Genomic DNA, 21406 nt, shown 5'->3' with positions numbered 1-21406 from the left:
ACTGTAGGAATGGCGTCTGACATTGAGGGACGGGTGGACCCGGACCCGGTGGAATCGTTGCGCGGCGCAACGACTCCATCCCTGTGTACGCAGTGAAGGGCGTTCCCTGGTCGCGGACCGCTGCTACCGGGGCCAGTCGCGCAGGAGCCGTTCGGCGGCGTCCTGCTGGTCCCACTCCACGCGGCCGGTCAGCTTCAAGCCTCCGCGCTCGATGCGGATCCGCCGCCACACCGGCGAGCCCGGCACGTAGCGCGCCTCCGCGCGAGACCAGGCCGCACCGCCGGTGGCCTCCACCATGCGCGTCACGCAGGCGTCGAACTCCTCTTCCGGAAGCCAGCGCAGGGCGTCCAGCACCTGGTCGGATTCGAATCCGCGCAGCGTGGACGGATGACCGGTGACGGCCCTCAAGGCCTGGGTGCCCTGCCCCTCCGGGATGAAGGACAGGCCCTGGGGCCCCAACGCGCAGAAGCCCTTCTGCTTGCCGAGCTTCGCGGGGAACACCGCCACGGAGTCCAGGCGCACGCCCTCTCGGGCCGCGCCGCGCAAGGGAGGCTGACGGTGCAGTTCGATGAGCAGGGCCAGCTCGGGCGCCTCCCAGACGGAGCGCGCGCGCCACCGGTGGTCACCGATCACGCACACATCCCAGGCCCGCTCCACTCGGACGCCGCCCTCTCCGATGGTTCCCAGCCTCACCTCCTGGAGGGCTCCGAAGAGCGGCTTCCACAGCAGCCGCTCGCTGGTCAGCCTCGCATGCCCCGACCGCAGCAGGTCCCAGAGAGAGGGGGCCATGCCAATTACCAGGAACAGGAACCCCGCCATCTTCTTCATCGACGAAGGCGCCAGGATGAAGACCGCGAACGCCGCGAGCCAGCTGACGGCCAGACGCCAGCCGTAGTGCGGAGGCAACTCTGAGCGCAGCTGCCTCGCCTTGTCCCGCCGCCGGTATCCCTGCGCGAAGGCCTCGTGGACGAGCACCTCGCCCGGATTCAGCGACCAGCGCACCTCCTGGCGCGCCAGCGCATCCAGCCGCGTCAGCGCCTCTTCCAGCGACACGCCCTCCGGCGCCACCGTCAGCACATCCAGCCTGCGCCGGGCCAGCCGCGTCAGCCTCTCTCGCCGCGCCGACAACTCCCGGGCCGCCTTCAACACGGGCGTGTCATCCGGCCAGGCCTCCTGTACGGCACGACGCTGGACGCGCTCCAGGGATTCCTCTACCGCCTGTGCTTCGGCCACGAGCGCGGGCACCAGCTCCGGACGCCGCGTCAGCGCCCGCCGCCACCGCCGGCCGGACAACGCCTTCTCCAGCTCCGCATACGGACGCCGCGCCGCCGCGAGGACCTCCGCGCGGCCCTCCAGCTGACGCTCGACGTCGGCCACCGTGAGGCCTGGCAGGGCAGTGCTGGGACGTGAACGCTCGGGCATCGCGCGGGACAGCATAGTCCCGCCGCTACTCCACCGGCGGCTCCAGCTCCAATCGCTCACACTGACGCAGCATCTCCTCCGCGTCAGCGGGCTCGTCGGGCGAGGGCGGCGCCGCCTCGGACCAGGGCACGGACGGCTGGGCCGGTGTTCCCATCGACTCCTTCAGGAGCGCGATGAGGTCCCTCGCGGGGTCCCTGGGAAATGACGTCACCGCCTGCGACGGCCGAGGCGCGCCAGGCGGCAACTCCTCGCAAGGAAGCGCGGCGGCCTGGAGCAACAGCGCGGGCGAGGGCGCCGGAGCCACCACCGCCACGGGCTCCGCGGGCAGCAGGTCATCCGGGTCGAACCCGAAGGGCATCGCATGGAGCGACGCGGCCTCGCGCTCCACGTCCAGCACGTCGCCCTCCACCGGGATGCACCGCAGCGTGTTCAAGCGGGGCGTGGGCGCTTCCGCGAACGTCGGCGTGGACACGGCGTCCGTGCGCTCCGGAGGCAGAGGCTCTTCCCCCCTGGGAGGAGTCCACAGGGGCACCGGCAGCAGCACCACGGCCGGCTCGCGCAGGGGCAGCGAGCGCACGCGCGCGCCTCCCAACTCCACCGCCGCCTTCGCCACCGCGGCGGCGTGCTCCGCGAGCACCCGCTCCGCCCAGGTCTTCAACCACCGCGCCAGGGACAGCACCCAGGCAAGGTGCCGCCGCGCGCGAGGCCGCGCCACCAGGGCCTCGGCTGGCGGAGCCGCGTGCATCGTCACTCCTCCTTCACCGGCATCCGGATGATCCACGGCGACGTCCCGGTGGCCAGGCCCTCCGACTCCACCGACAGCAACTCCCCTTCCGCGCGCACCTCCAGCCGACCCAGCGACTCTCCCTGCGGCGGGCGTGGAAAGTGGAAGTGCCCCTCCGCATCCGTGCGCGTGCTCAACTGCAGCGAGGGCAGCGCCACCCACGCGTCCCGGATGGGCACGTCACCGGGCCCCACCACCCGACCCAGCAGGGGGGCCTGCGCGGACGCCCGGTCCACCAATGACAGACATCGCACCTCCGCCAGGGGTTGCTCCTTGCGCACCTGCACCCGCAGGCGGAAGGCGGGACGCGGCACCGAGCGCAAACCCGCCCACAGCGCCGCCGGCACCGGGCTCAGGTCCACCTCCAATTCCCTGTCGCCCATGGCCGCGAAGACCAGGTCACCCAGCAGCCGGTGCGCGCGCTCGGGAGTCTCCGCGCCCACCGTCACCAGATAGCAGACGGTGAACTGTAGGGCGCCCCGCTTCCCCGCCCGGGTCAGGGGCGCTGGCCCCAGCTCCAGGAGGTAAAGACAGACACCCCGGTCCAGGGCCTCACGGTCGGGCACGCCCAGGTGTACCGGCGCGTCCGTGGCAATGCGTCCCACCCACGCCCTCATGCGCAGATCGACTTCGTCGATCATCCTTGGCCCCCCGGTTTCCGGCCCTGAATGCCACGTCACCGTTTCCGCTCATCATACGCTCGCATCGAGAGGTTTTGCTGGACATCACCCAGGGGATTGAACAGGACGTCCTTGATTTGACAGGCATTGCACGCATTCCCAGGTCCTGGGGGACAGCGCAGCGTGTCGGGAACCGGGCAGTCCTTCCACCGCGGGTCGTGGCATCCCGGAAAGCCCGTACGGGTTTCGCGTGAAGCACTTCATTTCCTGCTCGCCTTCCGCGAAGAATGGCCGCTGGGCCGGCATTCACCGTGGAACTTTCGTCATGACGATGGACTCTTCTTCCTTGAGACGACGACACCCTTCCCTCCTCTCCTCCGGCATCGCCCTGGGGTGCCTGGCCGTGTTGGGCACCGCCACCCCGGCGCTCGCCCAGGACGACGCCCCCCACAGGGTGGGCCTGCTGCTGGACGCGGGCGCTCCACACGGCATCGGCCTGTCCGCGGTGGTGCGCCCCACGGACTGGCTGCGGCTGCAAGCGGGCCCCACCACGAACACGCTCAGCATCGGCGTGCGCGGCGGTGTGACCCTCCTGCCGATAGACACCTTCATCGCGCCGACCCTCAACGTGGAGGCGGGGCACTACTTCGGCTCGGAGTACAGCGAGGTGCTGGACTGGCTGGGCCGCGAGCCGAGCTCCACGTCGGAGGCCATCCGCGACGTCACCTACAACTACGTGACGGGCAGCGTGGGCCTGGAGGTGGGCACGAAGAGCCGCTTCAACTTCTTCCTGAACGTGGGCCTGAGCTACGTGGCGCTCACCGTGCCGGAGCCCACGCCGCTCATCCAGGACGCCTCCGGCGACGACAGCGTCACGTCCGGACCGCTGCACCTGCGCGCCACCATCCCGTCGGTGAAGCTGGGCTTCATCGTCTACTTCTTCTGAGCCAGGAGACCTCTCACCATGCGAACGAAATCCTTCCGCACCCTCCTGCTCGCTGGCGCCGTGACCCTGTTGGGCACGGGCTGTGATTCGCTCTTCACCATCGAGGTGGAGGCCGAGCGCATCTGCAAGACCGAGAACGACCTGTCCTTCCCCGCCTCCCCGCCCATCGCCGGCTCCGTGGAGCAGTCCTTCACGATTCCGCTGGGTGACTTCGCCAGCGCGCTGCCCGAGGACGCCGACGTGGAGACGGAGCTTCGGCTGAAGCTCTTCGACGCCACCGCCAGCACGGACATCAGCGGCATCGAGCGCGCCAGCCTCGCCGTGCGCAAGCCGGGCTCCGCGGAGTACGTGGTGCTGGGCGAGTTCCGGCGCACCGGCACCGGGGGCTCCACGAACAAGCTCGAGCTCACCAGCAGCGGCGCGGTGGACGTGCTGGACCTGGCCAAGCAGGAGGAGCTGGAGTTCCGCTTCCAGGCCACGGGGTCGCCCCCCACGCAGTCGTGGACCGCGGACGTCGAGGTCTGCGTGGGCGCCAAGGCGAGCGCCAACTACTTCGGCCTGCTGTTCTGAAGCCTCCACTCCCGCCCCGGCCCAGGACGCGGCCGGGGCGGGAGGTGGGCCGGAAGTTGGACGGGAACACCTGGCGCCCTTAAGTGGGGAGGGTGGGACGCAAGCGGGCCGTGGGCGGCATCGAGATTCCGAAATGGGCGTGGCTGGTGCCGTGCGCGCTGGTGCCCGTGGTGCTGCTCAACCTGGGCGTGGCGTGGCTGGGCGGGACGCAGGTGTCGCCCCTGTCCTTCTCCTTCCTCCAGACGAAGGCGCGCGCCCTGGGGGCCTACGTGGCGCACCGGCCCGAGTGCGTGCTGGACGGACACCCGCCGCTGGAGCCGCTCATCGAGGACACGGAGCGCCGCCACGGGATTCCGCCGGGGCTCTTGAAGGCGCTCATCCAGGTGGAGTCGGAGACGCGGGTGCACCGCATCTCGCCCGCGGGGGCCATGGGGCCCGGGCAGCTCATGCCGGACACGGCGGCGCTGATGCGGGTGGAGGACCCCTTCGACCCGGCGCCATCCGTCGACGCGAGCGGGCGCTACCTGGCCGAACAGCTGCGCAGGTTCCGCGACGTGCGCCTGGCGGTGGCCGCGTACAACGCGGGCCCGGGTTCGGTGAACGGGCGCGTGCCGCGCAACGGGGAGACGGAGTTCTACGTCGCCAAGGTGCTCGCGGCCTATGAGCACACGCGGCCGAAGGCACCGGTCGTGGCGAAGCGCCCGGCTGTGGTCAAGGCGGTCGCGGTGAAGGCCCCCGTCGCGCGGAAGGCCCGTCCCCAGGGTGACGGACTTCAGGGTCGAAGCCCGGGTGGGGCCTCCGCCTCACGGCGCAGCACGAAGAAGTAGGGCGGCATCTCCCGCGCATCCATCAGCCCCAGCAGCGTGTCCCGGTCCACCTTCCGGAACACGTCGAGGATGGGCCGGTCGTCGTAGACCATCGTCGCGCTGAGCCGCCCCCGGAACTCCAGCATGCGCAGCCGCGCCTTGAACTGCCCGGTCTCCACCGCGGCCCGGTGCGGCGCCACGGGCCCCGCGAGTTCCGGCGACGGCCACTTGCGCGGATCCACCGGGAACACCGTCTTGCGGTCCTCCGTGTAGAACAGCAGCGGGTGCACGCTCTCCGCGTCGATGAACTGCTTGCCGTACCAGCCGGTCGAAGCGAGCAGTCCGTCCAACGGGTGTCCCGTCTGGAACTCGCGCCCCTGCCACGTGCCGCGCATGAACCCGACGTCCACCGCGGGCAGACTGTCGAACAACGCGAGCGCATCCTCCACAGGGATACGCCCGGCCTTCACTGCTTCGTCGAACATCATGTCGTTCCGCCTCCTGGCATCCGCAGCACCGGTTTGACCGCCACGCGCGACTCCATGTCGTGGACCGCGTCGTTGATGGCTTCGAAGGGATACGAGCGGCTCAGCTTCTCCAGCGGGAAGCGCCCCTCCGCGTTCAGCGCGACCAGCCTGGGGATGAAGGCCTTCGGATCCACATTGCCTTCGAGGATGCCCACCAGCCTCCGCCCCATGAGCAGCGCCGTCATGGAGAGCGAGACCTCCGCGTCCCGGCCAGGAAGCCCGAGCAACCCGCACGTGCCCAGGGGCCGCGTCACGTCGAACGCCTGCCGCAACACCTGGGGCGACCCGACGCACTCCAACGCGAAGTCCACGCCTCCCCGGGTGAGCGTCACCAGCGTCTTCGTGAGCCCAGGCTCGTCCGCCAGGAACGTGTCCGTGGCCCCCAATTCACGCGCGAGCTCGAGCCGCTCCGCGCTGAGGTCCACCGCGAGGATGCGAGATGCGCCCGCGACCCGCGCCGCCATGATGGCCGCGAGGCCGACGGAGCCCGCTCCGAAGACAGCGAGCTGCTGCCCCCGCTGGAGCCGGAACGCCTCCAGCACCGCTCCCGCCCCCGTCTGGAACCCACAGCCCAGCGGAGCAATCCGCTCGAGCGGCACCGAGGCGTCCACCTTCACCGCGTTGTGCTGATGCGCCAGCACGTGCGTGGCGAACGACGACTGGTGGAAGAAGCTCGAGCGGACGGGCTCGCCGCGCCACCGCATGGGGAACGAGCCGTCCGGCCGCGAGCCGGAGAAGTTCCCCGCGTAGCCCCGCTCGCAGTACGGAAAGTGTCCGCCCGCGCACGTGCGGCAGCCACGGCACGAGAAGTAGCTGAGCACCACCGCGTCGCCGGGCTGGAAGCCCGTCACGCCCTCCCCCACCGCCTCCACCACACCCGCGCCTTCGTGGCCCAGCACAGCGGGCAACGGGAAGCGGCCCGCGCCCGCCCGGTACGTGAGATCGGTGTGGCAGATGCCGCTCGCCGCCACCCGCACGCGCAGCTCGCCCTCCCGAGGCGCATCGAGCTCGACCTCGTCGATGACGAAGGGACCACCCACTTCCCGCAACAGCGCGGCTCGCACTGGAAGACCCATGGCCGCATACTATTGGCAGTTCGCCAATAAAGACACATACCCCCGGCCTTTCGGGGTCGCACGTGCCTTTCCAGGTCAGGTCCGGGCTGCTTCCAGCTTGCGTCCGTGCAGGCCGCTGGCCGCGCCCGTGTCCAGCCACAGCTCCACTTCACGGTGGAGCTGGAGGAACGACGCGGGCCACCGGGGCGTGAGCGGCCCATGCACCATCGCTGTCACCGCCGCGGCCTTGTTCACGCCGAACGCGAGCACCACCACCTTGCGCGCCTGGAGCACCGCCGCCATGCCCAGCGTCAGCGCCGCCATGGGCACCTTGGACGGATCATCCCCGAACGCCATCACGTGAGACAGGCGCGTCTCCCGCGACAGGCGCGCGCGGTGGCACGTCGCCGTCAGCACCTCGCCGGGCTCGTTGAACGCGATGTGCCCGTTGGGCCCCACGCCCAACAGCAGCAGGTCCAGTCCCCCGGCCGCCGTGAGCGCCGCGTCATAGCGCGCGCATTCCGCCTCCGCGTCCGGCGCGCACCCGTCGAGGAAGTGGATCCGCTCCGTTGACAGATTCACATGCTGGAACAGGTGCCGGTCCATGTACGCGCGGAAGCTGCCCGCGTCCTCGGGCGGCAGTCCCAGGAACTCGTCCACGTTGAACGTCGTTGCCCGCGACAGGTCCAGCGCCCCCCGGGCCGCCAGCTCCACCAGGTTCCGGTACACGTTGAGCGGCGAGCGCCCCGTGACGAGCCCCAGCACCAGCTCCGGCGTGTGACGCACCGCCTCGGCGATCCGCTCCGCGCAGGTGGTGGCCGCCTCCTGCTCCGTCTGGAACACCCGTAGGTTCATGTGTTGGCCAGCATATGCCGGCCTCCCCGCCCCGGTCGCCGGCCCCCCAGCCGCCCGGTGCGTGGCGCCGCGCGGCAAGGCCACATGCTTCCGGGAATGACACGTGAACTCCGCGGACGATTGACAAGCCCGGTCCCCCGCACGCCCGGGGACCGGGGAAGGTTTCCCACGGGCACTCCGTGCAATCCGTCCTCACGCGCGGAGGCCGGGTCGCGCTAGAACCGGATCCATGAAAGTCGCCGTGCTCACCGGCGGGGGTGATTGCCCCGGCCTCAATGCGGTCATCCGCGCCATTGTCCGCCGTGCCAGCGAGCACGGCTTCGAGATGATGGGCCTGCGTGATGGATGGAAGGGCCTGCTGGACGACAACCACTTCCGCCTCACGCGGGAGACCACCTCCGGCATCCTCCACCGGGGTGGCACCATCCTGGGCACCTCGCGCGTCAACCCGTTCAAGGTGGAGAACGGCCTGGAGCGCGTGAAGCGCTCCATGGAGCGCAATGGCATCCACGCCGTCATCGCCATTGGCGGCGAGGGCACCCTGTCCGCCGCCACGCGCATGTCCCAGGAGGGCCTGCGCATCGTCGGCGTGCCAAAAACAATCGACAACGACCTCAACGGCACGGACTTCACGTTCGGCTTCGACACCGCGGTCGCCATCGCGACGGAGGCCGTGGACCGGCTGCACTCCACCGCGGAGTCCCACAAGCGCGTCATCGTCTGCGAGGTGATGGGCCGTCACGTCGGGTGGATCGCCACCTACGCGGGCATCGCGGGCGGCGCGGACGTCATCCTCGTCCCGGAGATTCCCGCGGACCTGGAGGCCGTCGCGCAGCACCTGCAGCGCCGTCACGCGGGCGGGCGCACCTTCTCCATCGTGGTGGTGGCGGAAGGCACGCGCATCAAGATGTCCGCGGAGCAGAACGAGCAGCTCGTCACGACCGGCTCCCTGGACGAAGCAGGCCGTCCGCGCCTGGGCGGCGTGGGCAACATCGTCGCGGCGGAGATTGAGCGGCGCACCGGCTTCGAGACGCGCGTCTCCGTGCTGGGCCACATCCAGCGCGGCGGAGCCCCCACGGCGCACGACCGGGTGCTCGCCACCCGGTTCGGCGTGCATGCGTGCGACATGGTGGCCCGGGGCGAGTTCGGCAAGATGGCCGCCCTGCGCGGCAACGACATCGTCAGCGAACACCTGGCCGAAGCCACCCGCGAGCTCAAGCGCGTGCCCAAGGAGTTCTTCGAGGTCGCGCAGGTTTTCTTCGGCTGACATTGACGTCATGCGCCATGCCTGCCCCCACCGGGAGTGGCAGGCATGACGCCGCGCATCCGGTAGCATCCGGCCCTTCCCCCTCTCCCGAAGGGATGGTGCCGATGCTCACCGGTCGCATGATGGACTTCCCGCTCACCCTGACGCACTTCCTGGAGCGGGCTCGCTCCTATTACGCCGCGCAGGAGATCGTCAGCCGCAGGCCGGACAAGTCCCTGCACCGCTACACGTACGCGGACTTCCACCGGCGTGTCTGCCAATTGGCGAACGCGCTCACGCGGCTGGGAGTGAAGCCCGGGGACCGAGTGGCGTCGCTGAGCTGGAACCACCACCAGCACCTGGAGGTCTACTTCGGGGTGCCGGCGATGGGCGCGGTGATGCACACGCTCAACCTGCGGCTGCATCCCAACGACCTGGGCTACATCGCGCGCCACGCGGAGGACACGGTCATCGTGGTGGACCGCTCGCTCCTGCCGCTGGTGGAGAAGTTCGAGAAGGCCGCCGGCAGCATCAAGCACGTCATCGTCATCCCGGATGACGGGCCGGTGCCAGAGGGGCGGCTGGACTACGAGAAGCTGCTCGCGGCGGAGTCGCCCACGTTCGAGTTCCCGCGCCTGGATGAGAACAGCGCGGCGATGCTCTGCTACACGTCCGGCACGACGGGCAACCCGAAGGGCGTGCTCTTCAGCCACCGCTCCATCGTGTTGCACTCGCTGGTGTGCTGCATGCCAGAGGTGCTGGGGCTGAGGGAGTCCGACACGGTGCTCGCGGTGGTGCCCATGTTCCACGCGGCGGCGTGGGGCCTGCCGTTCGACGCGCTGCTCACGGGAGCGAAGCAGGTGTTGCCCGGGCCGCACCTGGATCCGCAGTCGCTCTTGGAGCTGATGCAGAACGAGAAGGTCACGGTTGCGGGCGGCGTGCCCACCATCTGGCTGGGCATCCTGGCGCAGCTGGACCGCGAGCCGGGCAAGTGGGACCTGGGCCGGATGCGGCACATGGTGATTGGCGGCTCCGCGGCGCCGCCGGCGCTGATTGACGGGTTCCGCAAGCGCCACGGGCAGAACGTGCTGCACGCGTGGGGCATGACGGAGATGAACCCGGTGGGCACGCTCGCGCGGCTCAAGGGGGACCTGCACACGGCGTCGCCGGAGACGCAGCTGGATGCGTACGCGTCGCAGGGCTACTCCGTGCCGTTCGTGGAGACGCGCCACGTGAGCGACACGGGGGAGATTCTCCCCTGGGACGGCAAGGCCATGGGCGAGCTGGAGGTGCGCGGGCCCATGGTGGCGGCGTCCTACTACGGGGACGAGGGCAAGGACCGGTTCACGAAGGATGGCTGGTTCAAGACGGGCGACGTGGTGACCATCGACCCGGCGGGCTACCTGCACATCACCGACCGCAGCAAGGACGTCATCAAGTCCGGCGGCGAGTGGATCAGCTCCGTGGCGCTGGAGAACGCGCTGATGGCGCATCCGTCCGTGCTGGAGGCGGCGGTGTTCGCGGGGCGGCACCCCAAGTGGGACGAGCGGCCGCTGGCGGCGGTGGTGTTCAAGTCGGGGCAGGAGGCGACGAAGGCGGAGCTGACGGCGCACCTGGAGAAGCAGTTCGCGAAGTGGTGGCTGCCGGATGACATCCTCTTCGTGACCCAGATTCCGCGCACGTCGACGGGGAAGTTCCTGAAGATGAAGTTGCGGGAGGATTACGGCGACCACCTGATGAAGGCGTCTGTCGCGTCCTGAAGTGGCTGGAAGGACCGCCGGGCAGCTGACACTGGGAGTCGGTGGCTCGCGCCGGGGCGGAGCTGGGGGTAACGTGTGGGCGTGATGCCCTCTGTCCAACAGCTCCGCCCGTTCGCCTACGCGCCCGTCCAGGCGTTCCTGCAAGCCTCCGGACCGGTGGTGCTGATCCAACAGCCGCCGGAGCCGGTGTTCCAACAGGTGGCGTTGCGCCTGGCGGAAGCGCGCACGGTGGGGATGGCGCACCGCTCACGGCTGGTGGACCGGCTGCTGGTGATGCTCCAGGCGTTCGACTCGCTGGAGGTCCACTTCCTGGGGCCGGAGCAGGACGGGCAGGAGCTGCGGGTGGGACGGATGGAGGGGTGCACGCTGATGGTGCACGACCCCTCCGTGTCGAAGCATCACGCGGTGCTGCGCTGGCACGCGACGCAGGGGACGTGCTCGGTGAAGGACCTGGCGTCCATGAACGGCACCTGGCTGAACGCCGCGGAGCTGGGCGAGGGCGAGGAGCGGATGCTCACGGACGGTGACGCGCTGGCCTTCGGGGATGCGCAGTTCCTGTACCTGCGAGCGGAGACGCTGCACTCGCACCTGCGGCTCGCGAGCCCGGGTGGGGGGATGTGACTACTCGGCGGGAAGCTCGCGGTAGTGCACGTCGCTGGGCCCAAGGCGCTGCACGGTTTCGACGAAGCGCTCGCTGACGACGCGCGGGTTGGCCCCTTCGATGCCGAAGACGTCGAGCCCTTCCGGAATGGAGGAGCGCAGCAGCCAGCGCTTCGGCGGCAACGAGAACGACTCGGGCTTGCCGCAGAGTTCACACGCGGGCGTCTTCCATTCACCGATGCAGTCGGGATGCAGCCGGGCCAGTGGCCGGGCTTCCAGTTCGTAGAGCGCGGGCATGGTGCTTCGGCGCGACCGGAGCTCCATCCGGACCGCGATGATGCCCCGCAGCCCTTCGGCCTGGAGCAACTCCACCGCGTCCTCGCGGAGGACCAGCTCCCATGAAGGGTAGCAAGTCACCGGACCAAACCGGCCTTGTGCGGTTCCGATCATGGGTCCGAACGAGCCTCCCGCCCTGATGGGAAGCACGGAAGGAACAAAGGGACGAATGAGCGCTACCAGCCGATCGTATTCCGCGACGGACATGGGCCCCTTGGGCTCAGCCAACACGGGCTCTTCCACGGCTGAGAGGTCCACGGAGGGAAAAGCATCCATCCATGCCCAGGGGCCGAACCTGGGACAGTCAACGCCCGACAGATGCCATCGGTGCTCGGCTCGATACTCCCCGCTCCATTGAGGCTCCGTACCGTCGGGCAGGCTGCGAACCTCGAAGTAACGCATGGCTCAGTCCTCGAAGGGTACGGGTGAGAGGTCTACCTGCTGCCAATACGTCATGGGCAGGCCGAAGAGCTCATACTTCTGGATCATCCAGGATGCGTACTCGAAGTGGTGCGCCACGCTCGCGTTGAGCCCCTCTTCGTCAATGAACCGCTTCCAGTCCTTGTTCCAGGGCGCGCCTGCTTCACCACGATGAATGCGCGCGTGGACCTCCGCATCGATGGCCAGGACGTATTTGTGGATCTCGATGTTCTTGTTGGTGAAGTGCTGTTTGAACGCCTGCGGGAAGATGTGGTGCCGCTCCTTCGGCCGCCTCGCCCACTCCTGCCGCGCCTTCTCGCGGCGAAGCTCACTCGGGAGTCTCTCCCGCCGGTGCCAGCGGAAGACCATGACGGGCACCGCATCGCCCGGCAGGCCCTGCGCACTTCCCCACGTCCGCTGTGGCCCGCTGCCGGGCGCCACGAAGATGGGCGCCACCGGCATGGCCCCTCGCGTCCGCACGATGCGCTTCGGTGCCAGGTCCTCGCACCGGAACAGCGCGCAGACGTCGTCCTCGCAGACGTGCGTGAGGCACTGGTCCTCGTCGCTGGCTTCGCACTCCCGCGACGCCTCTGCCCAGGCCTCTTGGGGTGAGGACACTGGCGCTGATGCACACCCCGCCAGCAAGACAACCCAAAGCCACAACCACCCGCGCATTCCGCCTCCGCTCCTCGCTCCTCTGCTTCTTGCCCGCTTACTCCACGTTCTTCAACTGGAAGCCCAGAGGGCCGAGACGCGGCACTCGCACCTGAGGCTCGCGAGCCCGGGTGGAGGGATGTGACTACTCGGCGGGCAGCTCCTGGTAGCGCACGTCACTGGGGCCCAGGCGCTGCACGGCTTCGACGAAGCGTTCGCTGACGACGCGCGGGTTGGCCCCTTCGAGGCCGAAGACGTCGAGCCCTTCCGGGATGGAGGAGCGCAGCAGCCAGCACTTTGGCGGCAGGTCGAACATTTCGGGTCGACCGCATACGGGACACGGGGGTGTCTTGAACTCGCCGATGCAGTCAGGGTGCAGCTTCGCCAGCGGCCGGGCTTCCAACTCGTGGAGCGCGGGCATCGTGCTCCGACGGGACTTGAGTTCCATCCGGACTGCGATGACACCCTGGAGCCCTTCAGCTTTGAGCAATTCAACCGCGTCTTCGCGAAGGAGCATCCGCCACGAAGGGTAGCAAGTCACCGGGCCGAACCTTCCGCGCGCGGTCCCGCTCATGGGACCGAAAGAGGTCCCTCCCTCCAGAGGGATACCTGTCGGAAGAAGGGGCCGCACCAGGGCAACCAGTCGCATGTACTCCGCGAAGCTCGTGGGTCCTCGGACCTCGTCGAATGCGGGCTCAGCGAGGGCCGAAAGGTCCACGGAAGGATATGCCCCCATTCCCACCCAGGTTCCGCAGCGAGGACACTCGACGCCCGGCAGATGCCACCGGTGGCGCGCCCGATACTCTCCGCTCCATTGGCCCGGCTCGTCGAAGCGCAGGCTCTCCACCGAAAAGTAGCGCACGGATCAGTCCTCAACCGGCAGAGGAAGGAGGTCCACCTTCTGCCAGTAGGTCATCGTCAATCCGAAGAGCCCGTACTTCTGGATCATCCACCCAGCGTGCTCGAAGTACGTCGGGCTATCGGCCCGCCTGCCTCGTGTGCTGAGGAACTCGAACCAATCAGCGTTCCAGGGGCCTCCGCGTTCGCCTTTGTGGATCCGGGCATGCACTTCCGCGTCGATCGCTATCACGTATTGGTGGATGTCGATGTCCTTCCGCGCGAAGTCGTCCTTGAACGCCTGCGGGAAGATGTGGTGCCGCTCCTTCGGCCGCTTCGCCCACTCCTGTCGCGCCTTCTCGCGGCGAAGCTCGCTGGGGAGCTTCTCTCGGGGATGCCAGCGGAACACCATGACGGGCACCGCGTCTCGCGGTAGCCCCTGGGCACTTCCCCACGTTCGCTGCGGTCCGCTTCCCGGCGCCACGAAGATGGGCGCCACTGGCGTGGCCCCTCGCGTCCGCACGATGCGCTTTGGTGCCAGGTCCTCGCACCGGAACAGCGAGCAGACGTCGTCCTCGCAGACGTGCGTGAGGCACGGGTCCTCGTCGCTGGCTTCGCACTCCCGCGACTCCTCTGCTCTCGCCCATGCCTCTTGGGGCGAAGATACCGGTGCCGATGCACACCCCGCCAGCAAGACAACCCAAAGCCACAACCACGCGCGCATTCCGCCTCCGGTCCTCGCCCCTCTACTACTTTCGCTCTCACTCGACGCTCTTCAGCTGGAAGCCCAGGGGGCGAGACGGTGCACTCGCACCTGCGGCTCGCGAGCCCAGGGCGAGGGATGTGACGGCGGCTCAGCCGACGGGCAGTTCCTGGTAGTGCACGTCGCTGGGACCCAGGCGCTGCACGGTTTCGACGAAGCGTTCGCTGACGACGCGCAGGCGGGCCCCCGCGATACCGAAGACGTCGAGTCCTTCTGGAACGGCGGAGCGCAACAACCAGCGCTTTGGTGGCAGGGAGTACGACTCGGGCCGACCACATACCGAGCATGGGGGCGTCTTGAATTCGCCGATGCAGTCGGGATGCAGCTTCGCCAGGGGCCGTGCTTCCACTTCATAGAGCGCGGGCATGGTGCTCCGACGCGACCGGAGCTCCATCCGGACCGCGATGATGCCTTGCAGCCCTTTGGACTTGAGCAGTTCGACCACGTCCTCCCGGAGGACCAGCTCCCAAGGAGGGTAGCAAGTCACCGGGCCGAACCTGCCTTGCGCCGTCCCGCGCATGGGACCGAAAGACGTTCCTCCCTTCACTGGAACGTCTGCAGGCAGAAGCGGCCGCACCAGTGCCACCAGTCGCATGTACTCCTCGAAGTTCGTGGGGCCTCGGACTTCATCGAGTGCGGGCTCTGAGAGGCTTGAGAGGTCCACGGAAGGATATGCCCCACTCCCCGACCAGGTTCCGCAACGGGGGCACTCGACGCCCGGCAGATGCCACCGATGGCGTGCCCGATACTCCCCGCTCCACATGCCTGACTCGTCGAAGTTCAGGCTGTCCACCGAGAAGTAGCGCATGAATCAGTCCTCGACGGATACAGGGGCAAGATCCACTTGCTGCCAGTACGTCATCGTCAAGCCGAAGAGTCCGTACTTCTGGATCATCCAGGAGGCATGCTCAAAGTAGACGGACATGGGTGCAGTGTCCTCCTGCCGGTTGATGAAGATACGCCAGTCTGCATTCCATGGCGCCCCTCGCTCTCCCTTATGGATCCGGGCATGCAGCTCCGCGTCGATCGCTATCACGTACTGGTGAATGTCGATGCCCTTCCGCACGAACTCGTCCTTGAACGCCTGCGGGAAGATGTGGTGCCGCTCCTTCGGCCGCTTCGCCCACTCCTGTCGCGCCTTCTCGCGGCGAAGCTCGCTGGGGAGCTTCTCTCGGGGATGCCAGCGGAACACCATGACGGGCACCGCGTCTCGCGGTAGCCCCTGGGCACTTCCCCACGTTCGCTGCGGTCCGCTTCCCGGCGCCACGAAGATGGGCGCCACTGGCGTGGCCCCTCGCGTCCGCACGATGCGCTTTGGTGCCAGGTCCTCGCACCGGAACAGCGCGCAGACGTCGTCCTCGCAGACTTGCGTGAGGCACTGGTCCTCGTCGCTGGCTTCGCACTCCCGCGACGACTCCTCCGCTGGTGAGGGCCCGGGTGCGGATGCACACCCCAGCAGCATCACCAGCCACAGCCACCCGACGCGAACGCCGGCCCCGGAGATTCTTCTCATTTTCCTGTTATTCCACGTTCACTCCCGTGGAGCCCAGGAGGCGAGCAGCCCGGTCACGGGGCACAGCGCGCTGTCAGGCGAGCCGTTATCCTCGGGGTTCCTCACACCGAGAGCGCGCACACCATGGGAAGGCTGTTGGTCCTGCTGTTCGTCTACCTGGGCGCGTACCTCGTGCTGCGCAGGCTGTTGCCCGCCGTCACCCGAGGCTGGCGCCATGGCGTGCTGCTGGGCCTCTCTGTCTTCGCGTTCGCTGCGTGGACGGTGCCCGCTGTCACGGGCTACGGCCTGCACCACACGCCTCCGTTGCTCGTGCCGGTGAAGCTGTTCGCCGTCGTGTGGAGCATCGCGGCGCTGCTGGTGATGCTGATGGGCCCGCCGTTCCTCATCCTCAAGCTGCGCGCCGAACGGAAGCGGCAAGCCGCGCCTCCGGGCGTGGACCTGGAGCGCCGAAGCCTCCTCGTGAAGGCCGGTCAGGCCATGCCCGTCCTCGCCATCGGTGCCAGTGGCGTGGGCGTCGTGGGTGGCAGCCTGGGCTTCACCGTTCGCGAGGTGGAGGTGAAGCTGCGCGGCCTCCCTGCCGCGCTCGACGGCTTCCGCATCGGGCAGATCACCGACGTGCACGTGGGCCCCTTCATCTCCCCTGAGTACCTGCGCGGCGCCGTGGAGGTGATGAACACGGCGGGCGTGGACCTCCAGGTGATGACCGGTGACCTCATCGACGACGTGAACCAGGTCGACGAGACGATGGCCGCCCTCGCCTCCACGACGGCCCGCCACGGCATGCTCGCGGTGCTCGGCAACCATGAGCACTGGCGCGGGCTCGATGAAGTCCTGGGCGGCTATGAGCAGTTGGCCCAGCGTGGCGCGCCGGTCCGGCTGCTGGTGGATGAAGCCCACGTGCTGGAGCACGACGGCCAGCGCGTGCGCGTGGTGGGCGTGGACTTCCCCATGTCCGGCGCCAGCCGCACCGGGAAAGACCGCCGCTGGCAGCGCTCCGCGGAGACGGCCTTCAAGGACGGGAACCCGGACGACGTGGTGCTCTGCCTCTCCCACCACCCGGACTTCTTCCCCTACGCCGCCGAGCGCGGCGCCCGCCTCACGCTCGCGGGCCACACCCACGGCGGACAGGTGGCATTCTTGGGGATTCCCCTGTTCGGCTTCGCCTTCAAGCACATGCTGGGCCGCTACCGCTTCAAGGACAGCCACCTCTACGTCTCCGGCGGCACGGGGCACTGGCTCCCCTTCCGCATCGGCGTCCCTCCCGAGGTGACGCTGCTCACGCTGCGCAGCGCTTGAAATCTTCGTGGGTGGCGGAGGGCACGCATGCTCCTCCGTGTAACCGGAGACGAGGCCTAGCTTGAGACTCCCGCCGATCGAACTTGAGCAACAGCGAGGTCACCCAGATAGCGCGCCATGGGCCGGATGAAGGCATTGTCCGCGGGCAGTGTCAGGGTGCCACCATCGGCGATTCTCGTGACAGCGCGCACAGAAGCATCCACCGCTTGAAGTGCGTCGATGTAGCCCATCCGATTCTTGGCGATAAGACCCGGAATCGTCCGAGTCCCGGGCAGCATCTCTCCGAAATCCATGCAGAGAACCAGATAGGAGAGCGCGCGTGCCGTGCGGCCATTTCCACCAGCGAATGGGTGAATCCAGTTGAAGCGCCAGAGGACAAAAGCAGCACGCTCAAGGGCATCGTATTGCGGATTGTTGCACCACTCGAGCATCTGCTGGATCAACGGCTTCACGAGCGAAGCGTCGGGAGGAACATGCTCACTCTGCGAGATTTCGATCCCAAACTTCGCATCACGGTAGCGACCGCCGCAGGGATAGATACCTTCCACAGCGAGTGACTGAAGCTCGCGAACATGCGGCTCACGAATCTCTCGCGCCCCCAGTGTCACGACCAGGTACTGCAAGTACTCCAGCTGCTTTACGGCGTTGTCTGCCTCTCGTGGAGCTTTTTCCCCTTGAGAGCAGAGCAAAGCACCACCACTCATCGCCTAACCCTTCGAGGCCAGGCCGAGCCGAGCATCCACGGCCTTCTCGGCCATCTCACGAGTGACATCCTTGTTCTCGATGACGCAGGTGCCATAGGCCCAGTCAATGAGCTGCTCGCGCGACAACGCGGAGCCAGGCCCCTTCGCCCGAGCGACCTTCTGTATCTCCAGCTTGAGCGTGTCGTAATCCATGGTGGCTGTCGCTCCTAGGCACCGCCATCGGGTCCACGCCCGTGTAACTCAGCGGTCTCCCAGAATATGGACGATGATTGACCGCCGCGCCAGCTCTGAAGCCAGGTTGCCTGCTTGATGTACCGGTGGCGATCAATGCTCGGCCTCCGCTTCGAATCCGACGCTGAAGCCATCGCTTTAATCAGTGACCTTGGAAGCATCCAGGGCCTGACCCTACGCTTCGCCTACGGCCCGGAGTCCTGGATCGGCTACAGCAACTACTGCACTCGATGGTCGAGCAGCCGCAGCGGCGTATCCCGCCCCATGGCGATGAAGGGCGCCCAGTAGTGCGGATGGGGCTGCGCCCTGCGCAGCTCCCGCATCGCTTCACGCAGCGCCGTGGCCAGGCCCTCGCCGCCGAGCAGGTGGCGATAGTAGGTCTCCATCAACGTGCGCGTCGTCGCGTCGTCCACCTTCCAGAGGCTCATCACCACCGTCTCCGCGCCCGCCACCAGGAAGGCCCGGCGCAGGCCGTAGACGCCCTGGCCGCGCCGGACGGCACCACGGCCGGTGTCGCACGCGGACAGGACCACCAGCTGCGTGCCCCACAGGTCCAGGCCCGCCAGCTCCAGCGCCGTCACCAGCGCGCTGTCGGAAGCACTCTTCTCCGTCTCCCCCGCGAGCAACAGGCCGGAGCGCAGCAGCGGATCCGGCGGGCGCGCGGCCTGCGGATCCTCTCCCAGCGCTCCGAAGGTCGCGACGGCTCGCGCGTTCTCGGGCGCGGCGGCGTCCTCCAGGAAGAAGCCGTGGGTCGCCAGGTGGAGGATGCCCGGCGTGCTCAGGTGCAGCAGCCGCTCCTTGGTCGCCTTCGGTCCCAGGAACAGCTGCGCCTGCGGGAACAGGCGCTGGATGGCCTCCGCCTCCTCGCGCGAGCCCGGCAGCGGCACCGGTGCCCAGTCACGCGCCACCAGGTCCTCGCGCCGCAGCGAAGGCGAACGCTCCGCCACCACGGACGCGCCTCCCGCGGGGAGCGGGGACGCCTGGAGCCCCGTGTTGAACGTGGGATCCGCCAGCACCACCACCGAGGACGCCGGCCTCCGCTGCTGGGGCCGGGGCAGCAGATCCTTCCCGGAGGTGACGTAGGTGAAGTCGTAGCTGTCCACCAGGTACCGCCGCCCGTCGTGCAGCGCCGCGAAGGGCACCAGCGCCAGCTGACCATCCGGTGAGAGGAAGAGGCGGCGGGCCTTCCCCAAGAGCGGGAGCAGCGGCTGGAACGCGAGCCGGTAGAGCGCGTGCGCGGAGTCCTCGAAGGCGGCGTCCCGGCGGGCCAGCGCGTCACGCAGGCTGGAGGCCGCGGCTTCGATGGGCGCCGCGGGCCCCAGGTCCAACGCGCGGATGTTCCCGTCGGGCAGCAGCACCAATGCCAGACAGCGGAGCTGGGCCGTGCCCCTTCCCAACACGAGGGGACGGTCCTCGTAGGTGATGAACTCCACGAGGGCACCATCGTCCGGCAGGGCTCCCGCGACGCGGTCGACGATGTCATCCGGCGCGGGCAGCGCGGCCAACGCGCGCAGCGGCGCGGAACGGCTGGCGAGCGTCGCCTCCAACGCATCGCCCTGCTCGGTCAGCGCCGTGAGCTGTCGCTGATAGGAGGACGGCGTGAGCGCTCCGGGCCCGTGGAGCGAGAGACTGGCCAGCTGGGTTCGCAGCTTGCGCAGCTGCTCGAAGGTGCCTCGCTCCTCCGCGCCCAGGCTCCGGTAGACCGCTCGGGAGATGTCCGCCGTTTCCTCCACGGAGCGGCCCTTGAGCAGCAGCGCGGCGCTCAATGCCAGACGCCGGACGTTGGCGGAGTCCGGGTGCGCTCGCACGAGCGCGTAGAGCTGCTCCTCGTCCGCGCGCAGGTGCTGGAGGAAGCTGGCCAGCCGCGCCTCGGAGAACTCGAGCGCCTCGCGACGCAGGCGCTGCTCGGAGACACCGAAGGCGCGCGTGAACAAGGGCACCGCGTCGTCCAGGCGGTGCTGCGCCAGACGCAGGAGCGCCAGGTTGTTGAGCGACGCCGCGAGGTCCGGATGGTTCCGGCCCAGCACGGCTTCACGAATCGCCAGCGCGCGCTCGTAGAGCGGCTCCGCCTGGCTGTACTTCCCCTGGTCCCGGTAGAGCGTGGCCAGGTTGTTGAGCGAGCCGGCGACGTCCGGATGCTTCTTGCCGAGCACCTCCTCCCAGATGGCCAGCGCCCGCGCGTAGAGCGGCTCCGCCTGGATGTACTTCCCCTGCTTCCGGTACAGCGTGGCCAGGTTGTTGAGCGACGCCGCCACGTGCGGATGGTGCGTTCCGAACGCCTTCTCCCAGAGCCGGAGCGCCCGCGCGTAGAGCGGCTCCGCCTGGCTGTACTTCCCCTGCGCCTGGTAGAGCGTGGCCAGGTTGTTGAGCGCGGCGGCCAGGTCCGTAGGGCTGCCGTCCGTCGCCGCCTCACGGATGGCCAGCGCCCGCGCGTAGAGCGGCTCCGCCCGGTCGTACAGCCCCTGGTCCTGATAGAGATTGGCCAGGTTGTTGAGCGAGTCCGCGACCAACGGATGCTTCTTGCCCAGCGCCTCCTCCCGGATGGAGAGCGCGCGCAGGCCCAGCGGCTCCGCCCGGCCGTACTGCCCCTGGTCCTGGTAGAGCGTGGCCAGCGTGTCGAGCGAGTCCGCGACCAGCGGATCCTCCTTGCCCAGCGCCGACTCGCGCAGGGCGAGCGCCCGCACGTAGAGCGGCTCCGCCCGGCCATACAGCCCCTGCTCCCGGTAGAGCAGCGCCAGGTTGTTGAGCGAGTCCGCGACGGTGAGGTGGTGCTTGCCGAGCACCGTCTCCCGCAAATCCAACGCGCGCGAGTAGAGCGGCTCCGCGCGGCTGTAGAGCCCCTGCTGCTGGTAGAGGTTGGCCAGGTTGTTGAGGGACTCGGCGAAGGCGGACTGGTTCTCGCTGAGGGTCACCTCCTGGCTGGCGAACGCCCCCATGCGGCGACGCTTGTCCAGGCTGAACAGGTTGTTCGTCCGCCGGGACATCGCGTGCCCATGGTCGTAGAAGCCCCCGGCCTGCCGGTCCGTCTCCATGGTGGGCGAGGCGGCGAAGCCGAGCAGCCTGGCCACCGTGACGGCCTTCACCGCGTCGTCGTTCACCACCGCTTCCCGGATGGCCAGCGCGCGCTCGTGGACGACGCCCGCCCGGGCGAAGTCTCCCTGGAGGCGGTACACCTCCCCCAGCAGGCTCAGGCAGTAGGCCACGTCCGGATGCGCGCCCCCGAGCACGGCCTCCCGCAGCGCCAGGGCGTGCTCACCGGGCGCCACGGCCTCCGCGTACCGACCCTCCTCGTAGAGCGTCGCGGACTGCTCGTAGGCCTGGAGCGCGTCCTTCAGCCGCGGATCCGAGGGTTCCCGCCCCACCGGCATGAGCGAGGCACACCCCAGTGCCATCATCACCATGCACCCGAGAACCCACCGCATGCCGACTCCTCCTGGAGACCGAGGCTGACCCAGCCGCCT

Annotated in this window: 22 protein-coding genes; 7 read left to right on the top strand and 15 right to left on the bottom strand. The window is 68.7% G+C overall.

From position 1 onward, the window contains the following. Nucleotides 1–123 precede the first annotated feature (123 nt). The 3 genes from D7X99_RS03955 to D7X99_RS03945 are packed head-to-tail and all read right to left on the bottom strand — an operon-like array spanning nt 124 to nt 2847. Entirely contained in the window at nt 124–1437 is a 1314-nt protein-coding gene (locus D7X99_RS03955) for a hypothetical protein (RefSeq protein WP_121776529.1), read from the bottom strand. A 10-nt stretch (nt 1438–1447) separates the two neighbouring features. Beyond that, the gene (locus tag D7X99_RS03950) at nt 1448–2167 is read right to left on the bottom strand and encodes a hypothetical protein (RefSeq protein WP_121776528.1); all 720 of its coding nucleotides are present in this window, start codon (nt 2165–2167) and stop codon (nt 1448–1450) included. A 2-nt stretch (nt 2168–2169) separates the two neighbouring features. Further along, complete coding sequence (locus D7X99_RS03945) at nt 2170–2847, bottom strand: carboxypeptidase-like regulatory domain-containing protein (protein WP_121776527.1); 678 nt, start codon at nt 2845–2847, stop codon at nt 2170–2172. Nucleotides 2848–3172: 325 nt separating this feature from the next. On the opposite strand from D7X99_RS03945, the gene D7X99_RS03940 reads away from it, so the two are divergent. The 3 genes from D7X99_RS03940 (at nt 3173) to D7X99_RS03930 (ending at nt 5169) form a co-directional block, all read left to right on the top strand. Next, nucleotides 3173–3772 (top strand): hypothetical protein, encoded by a 600-nt coding sequence (locus D7X99_RS03940; RefSeq protein WP_233613075.1) that lies wholly within the window; start codon nt 3173–3175, stop codon nt 3770–3772. A gap of 18 nt (nt 3773–3790) precedes the next feature. Continuing rightward, nucleotides 3791–4342: a hypothetical protein gene (locus D7X99_RS03935; RefSeq protein WP_121710526.1), complete on the top strand. Its 552-nt coding sequence runs from the start codon at nt 3791–3793 to the stop codon at nt 4340–4342. Nucleotides 4343–4434: 92 nt separating this feature from the next. Next, a complete protein-coding gene (locus D7X99_RS03930; RefSeq protein WP_233613074.1) occupies nt 4435–5169 on the top strand; it encodes a lytic transglycosylase domain-containing protein in 735 nt (244 codons plus the stop codon). Here D7X99_RS03930 and D7X99_RS03925 read toward each other — a convergent pair. The 3 genes from D7X99_RS03925 to D7X99_RS03915 form a co-directional block, all read right to left on the bottom strand. Next, nucleotides 5115–5636 carry a DUF4334 domain-containing protein gene (locus D7X99_RS03925; RefSeq protein WP_121776525.1) on the bottom strand — a complete coding sequence of 174 codons (522 nt, stop codon included), beginning with the start codon at nt 5634–5636 and terminating at the stop codon, nt 5115–5117. The genes D7X99_RS03930 and D7X99_RS03925 overlap by 55 nt on opposite strands. Further along, nucleotides 5633–6751: an NAD(P)-dependent alcohol dehydrogenase gene (locus D7X99_RS03920; protein ID WP_121776524.1), complete on the bottom strand. Its 1119-nt coding sequence runs from the start codon at nt 6749–6751 to the stop codon at nt 5633–5635. Before D7X99_RS03920 ends, D7X99_RS03925 begins: the two co-directional genes overlap by 4 nt. Nucleotides 6752–6826: 75 nt before the next feature. Beyond that, nucleotides 6827–7585, bottom strand: a complete 759-nt coding sequence (locus tag D7X99_RS03915) for a glucosamine-6-phosphate deaminase (RefSeq protein WP_121776523.1) — start codon at nt 7583–7585, stop codon at nt 6827–6829. Between the two features lie 229 nt (nt 7586–7814). On the opposite strand from D7X99_RS03915, the gene D7X99_RS03910 reads away from it, so the two are divergent. From D7X99_RS03910 to D7X99_RS03900, 3 genes are all read left to right on the top strand, one after another. Continuing rightward, the gene (locus D7X99_RS03910; protein WP_121776522.1) at nt 7815–8852 is read left to right on the top strand and encodes a 6-phosphofructokinase; all 1038 of its coding nucleotides are present in this window, start codon (nt 7815–7817) and stop codon (nt 8850–8852) included. 104 nt (nt 8853–8956) lie between these two features. Beyond that, the gene (locus D7X99_RS03905; RefSeq protein WP_121776521.1) at nt 8957–10591 is read left to right on the top strand and encodes a long-chain fatty acid--CoA ligase; all 1635 of its coding nucleotides are present in this window, start codon (nt 8957–8959) and stop codon (nt 10589–10591) included. Nucleotides 10592–10675: 84 nt separating this feature from the next. Further along, nucleotides 10676–11212 carry an FHA domain-containing protein gene (locus D7X99_RS03900; RefSeq protein WP_120561334.1) on the top strand — a complete coding sequence of 179 codons (537 nt, stop codon included), beginning with the start codon at nt 10676–10678 and terminating at the stop codon, nt 11210–11212. Here D7X99_RS03900 and D7X99_RS03895 read toward each other — a convergent pair whose 3' ends face one another. The 6 genes from D7X99_RS03895 to D7X99_RS03870 form a co-directional block, all read right to left on the bottom strand. After that, nucleotides 11213–11929, bottom strand: a complete 717-nt coding sequence (locus tag D7X99_RS03895) for a double-CXXCG motif protein (protein ID WP_121776520.1) — start codon at nt 11927–11929, stop codon at nt 11213–11215. 3 nt (nt 11930–11932) lie between these two features. Further along, nucleotides 11933–12622, bottom strand: coding sequence for a TIGR02269 family lipoprotein (locus D7X99_RS03890; RefSeq protein ID WP_121776519.1), 690 nt, complete (start codon nt 12620–12622; stop codon nt 11933–11935). Nucleotides 12623–12746: 124 nt separating this feature from the next. Continuing rightward, on the bottom strand, nt 12747–13448 hold the full coding sequence (locus D7X99_RS03885; protein ID WP_233613080.1) for a double-CXXCG motif protein: 702 nt from the start codon (nt 13446–13448) through the stop codon (nt 12747–12749). Between the two features lie 18 nt (nt 13449–13466). Next, nucleotides 13467–14162, bottom strand: a complete 696-nt coding sequence (locus D7X99_RS03880; RefSeq protein ID WP_121776517.1) for a TIGR02269 family lipoprotein — start codon at nt 14160–14162, stop codon at nt 13467–13469. Nucleotides 14163–14292: 130 nt separating this feature from the next. Then, on the bottom strand, nt 14293–15009 hold the full coding sequence (locus D7X99_RS03875) for a double-CXXCG motif protein (protein ID WP_121776516.1): 717 nt from the start codon (nt 15007–15009) through the stop codon (nt 14293–14295). A 3-nt stretch (nt 15010–15012) separates the two neighbouring features. Continuing rightward, nucleotides 15013–15714 carry a TIGR02269 family lipoprotein gene (locus D7X99_RS03870; protein ID WP_121776515.1) on the bottom strand — a complete coding sequence of 234 codons (702 nt, stop codon included), beginning with the start codon at nt 15712–15714 and terminating at the stop codon, nt 15013–15015. 123 nt (nt 15715–15837) lie between these two features. Between D7X99_RS03870 and D7X99_RS03865 the strand changes: the two genes are divergently transcribed. Continuing rightward, on the top strand, nt 15838–17010 hold the full coding sequence (locus tag D7X99_RS03865) for a metallophosphoesterase (RefSeq protein ID WP_121776514.1): 1173 nt from the start codon (nt 15838–15840) through the stop codon (nt 17008–17010). A 56-nt stretch (nt 17011–17066) separates the two neighbouring features. Here the strand turns inward: D7X99_RS03865 and D7X99_RS03860 are convergent, their stop codons facing one another. The 3 genes from D7X99_RS03860 to D7X99_RS03850 all read right to left on the bottom strand — a co-directional run bounded on the left by D7X99_RS03860 (nt 17067) and on the right by D7X99_RS03850 (nt 21367). Then, nucleotides 17067–17633, bottom strand: coding sequence for a Fic family protein (locus D7X99_RS03860; protein WP_199756317.1), 567 nt, complete (start codon nt 17631–17633; stop codon nt 17067–17069). Between the two features lie 84 nt (nt 17634–17717). Then, a complete protein-coding gene (locus D7X99_RS03855) occupies nt 17718–17906 on the bottom strand; it encodes a hypothetical protein (protein ID WP_121776512.1) in 189 nt (62 codons plus the stop codon). Nucleotides 17907–18163: 257 nt separating this feature from the next. Further along, nucleotides 18164–21367 (bottom strand): tetratricopeptide repeat protein, encoded by a 3204-nt coding sequence (locus tag D7X99_RS03850; protein WP_121776511.1) that lies wholly within the window; start codon nt 21365–21367, stop codon nt 18164–18166. Nucleotides 21368–21406: the final 39 nt, after the last annotated feature.

Source organism: Corallococcus sp. AB032C (assembly GCF_003668935.1).
Lineage (GTDB): Bacteria > Myxococcota > Myxococcia > Myxococcales > Myxococcaceae > Corallococcus > Corallococcus exiguus.
This window is presented reverse-complemented; position numbering and strand designations above follow the sequence as displayed.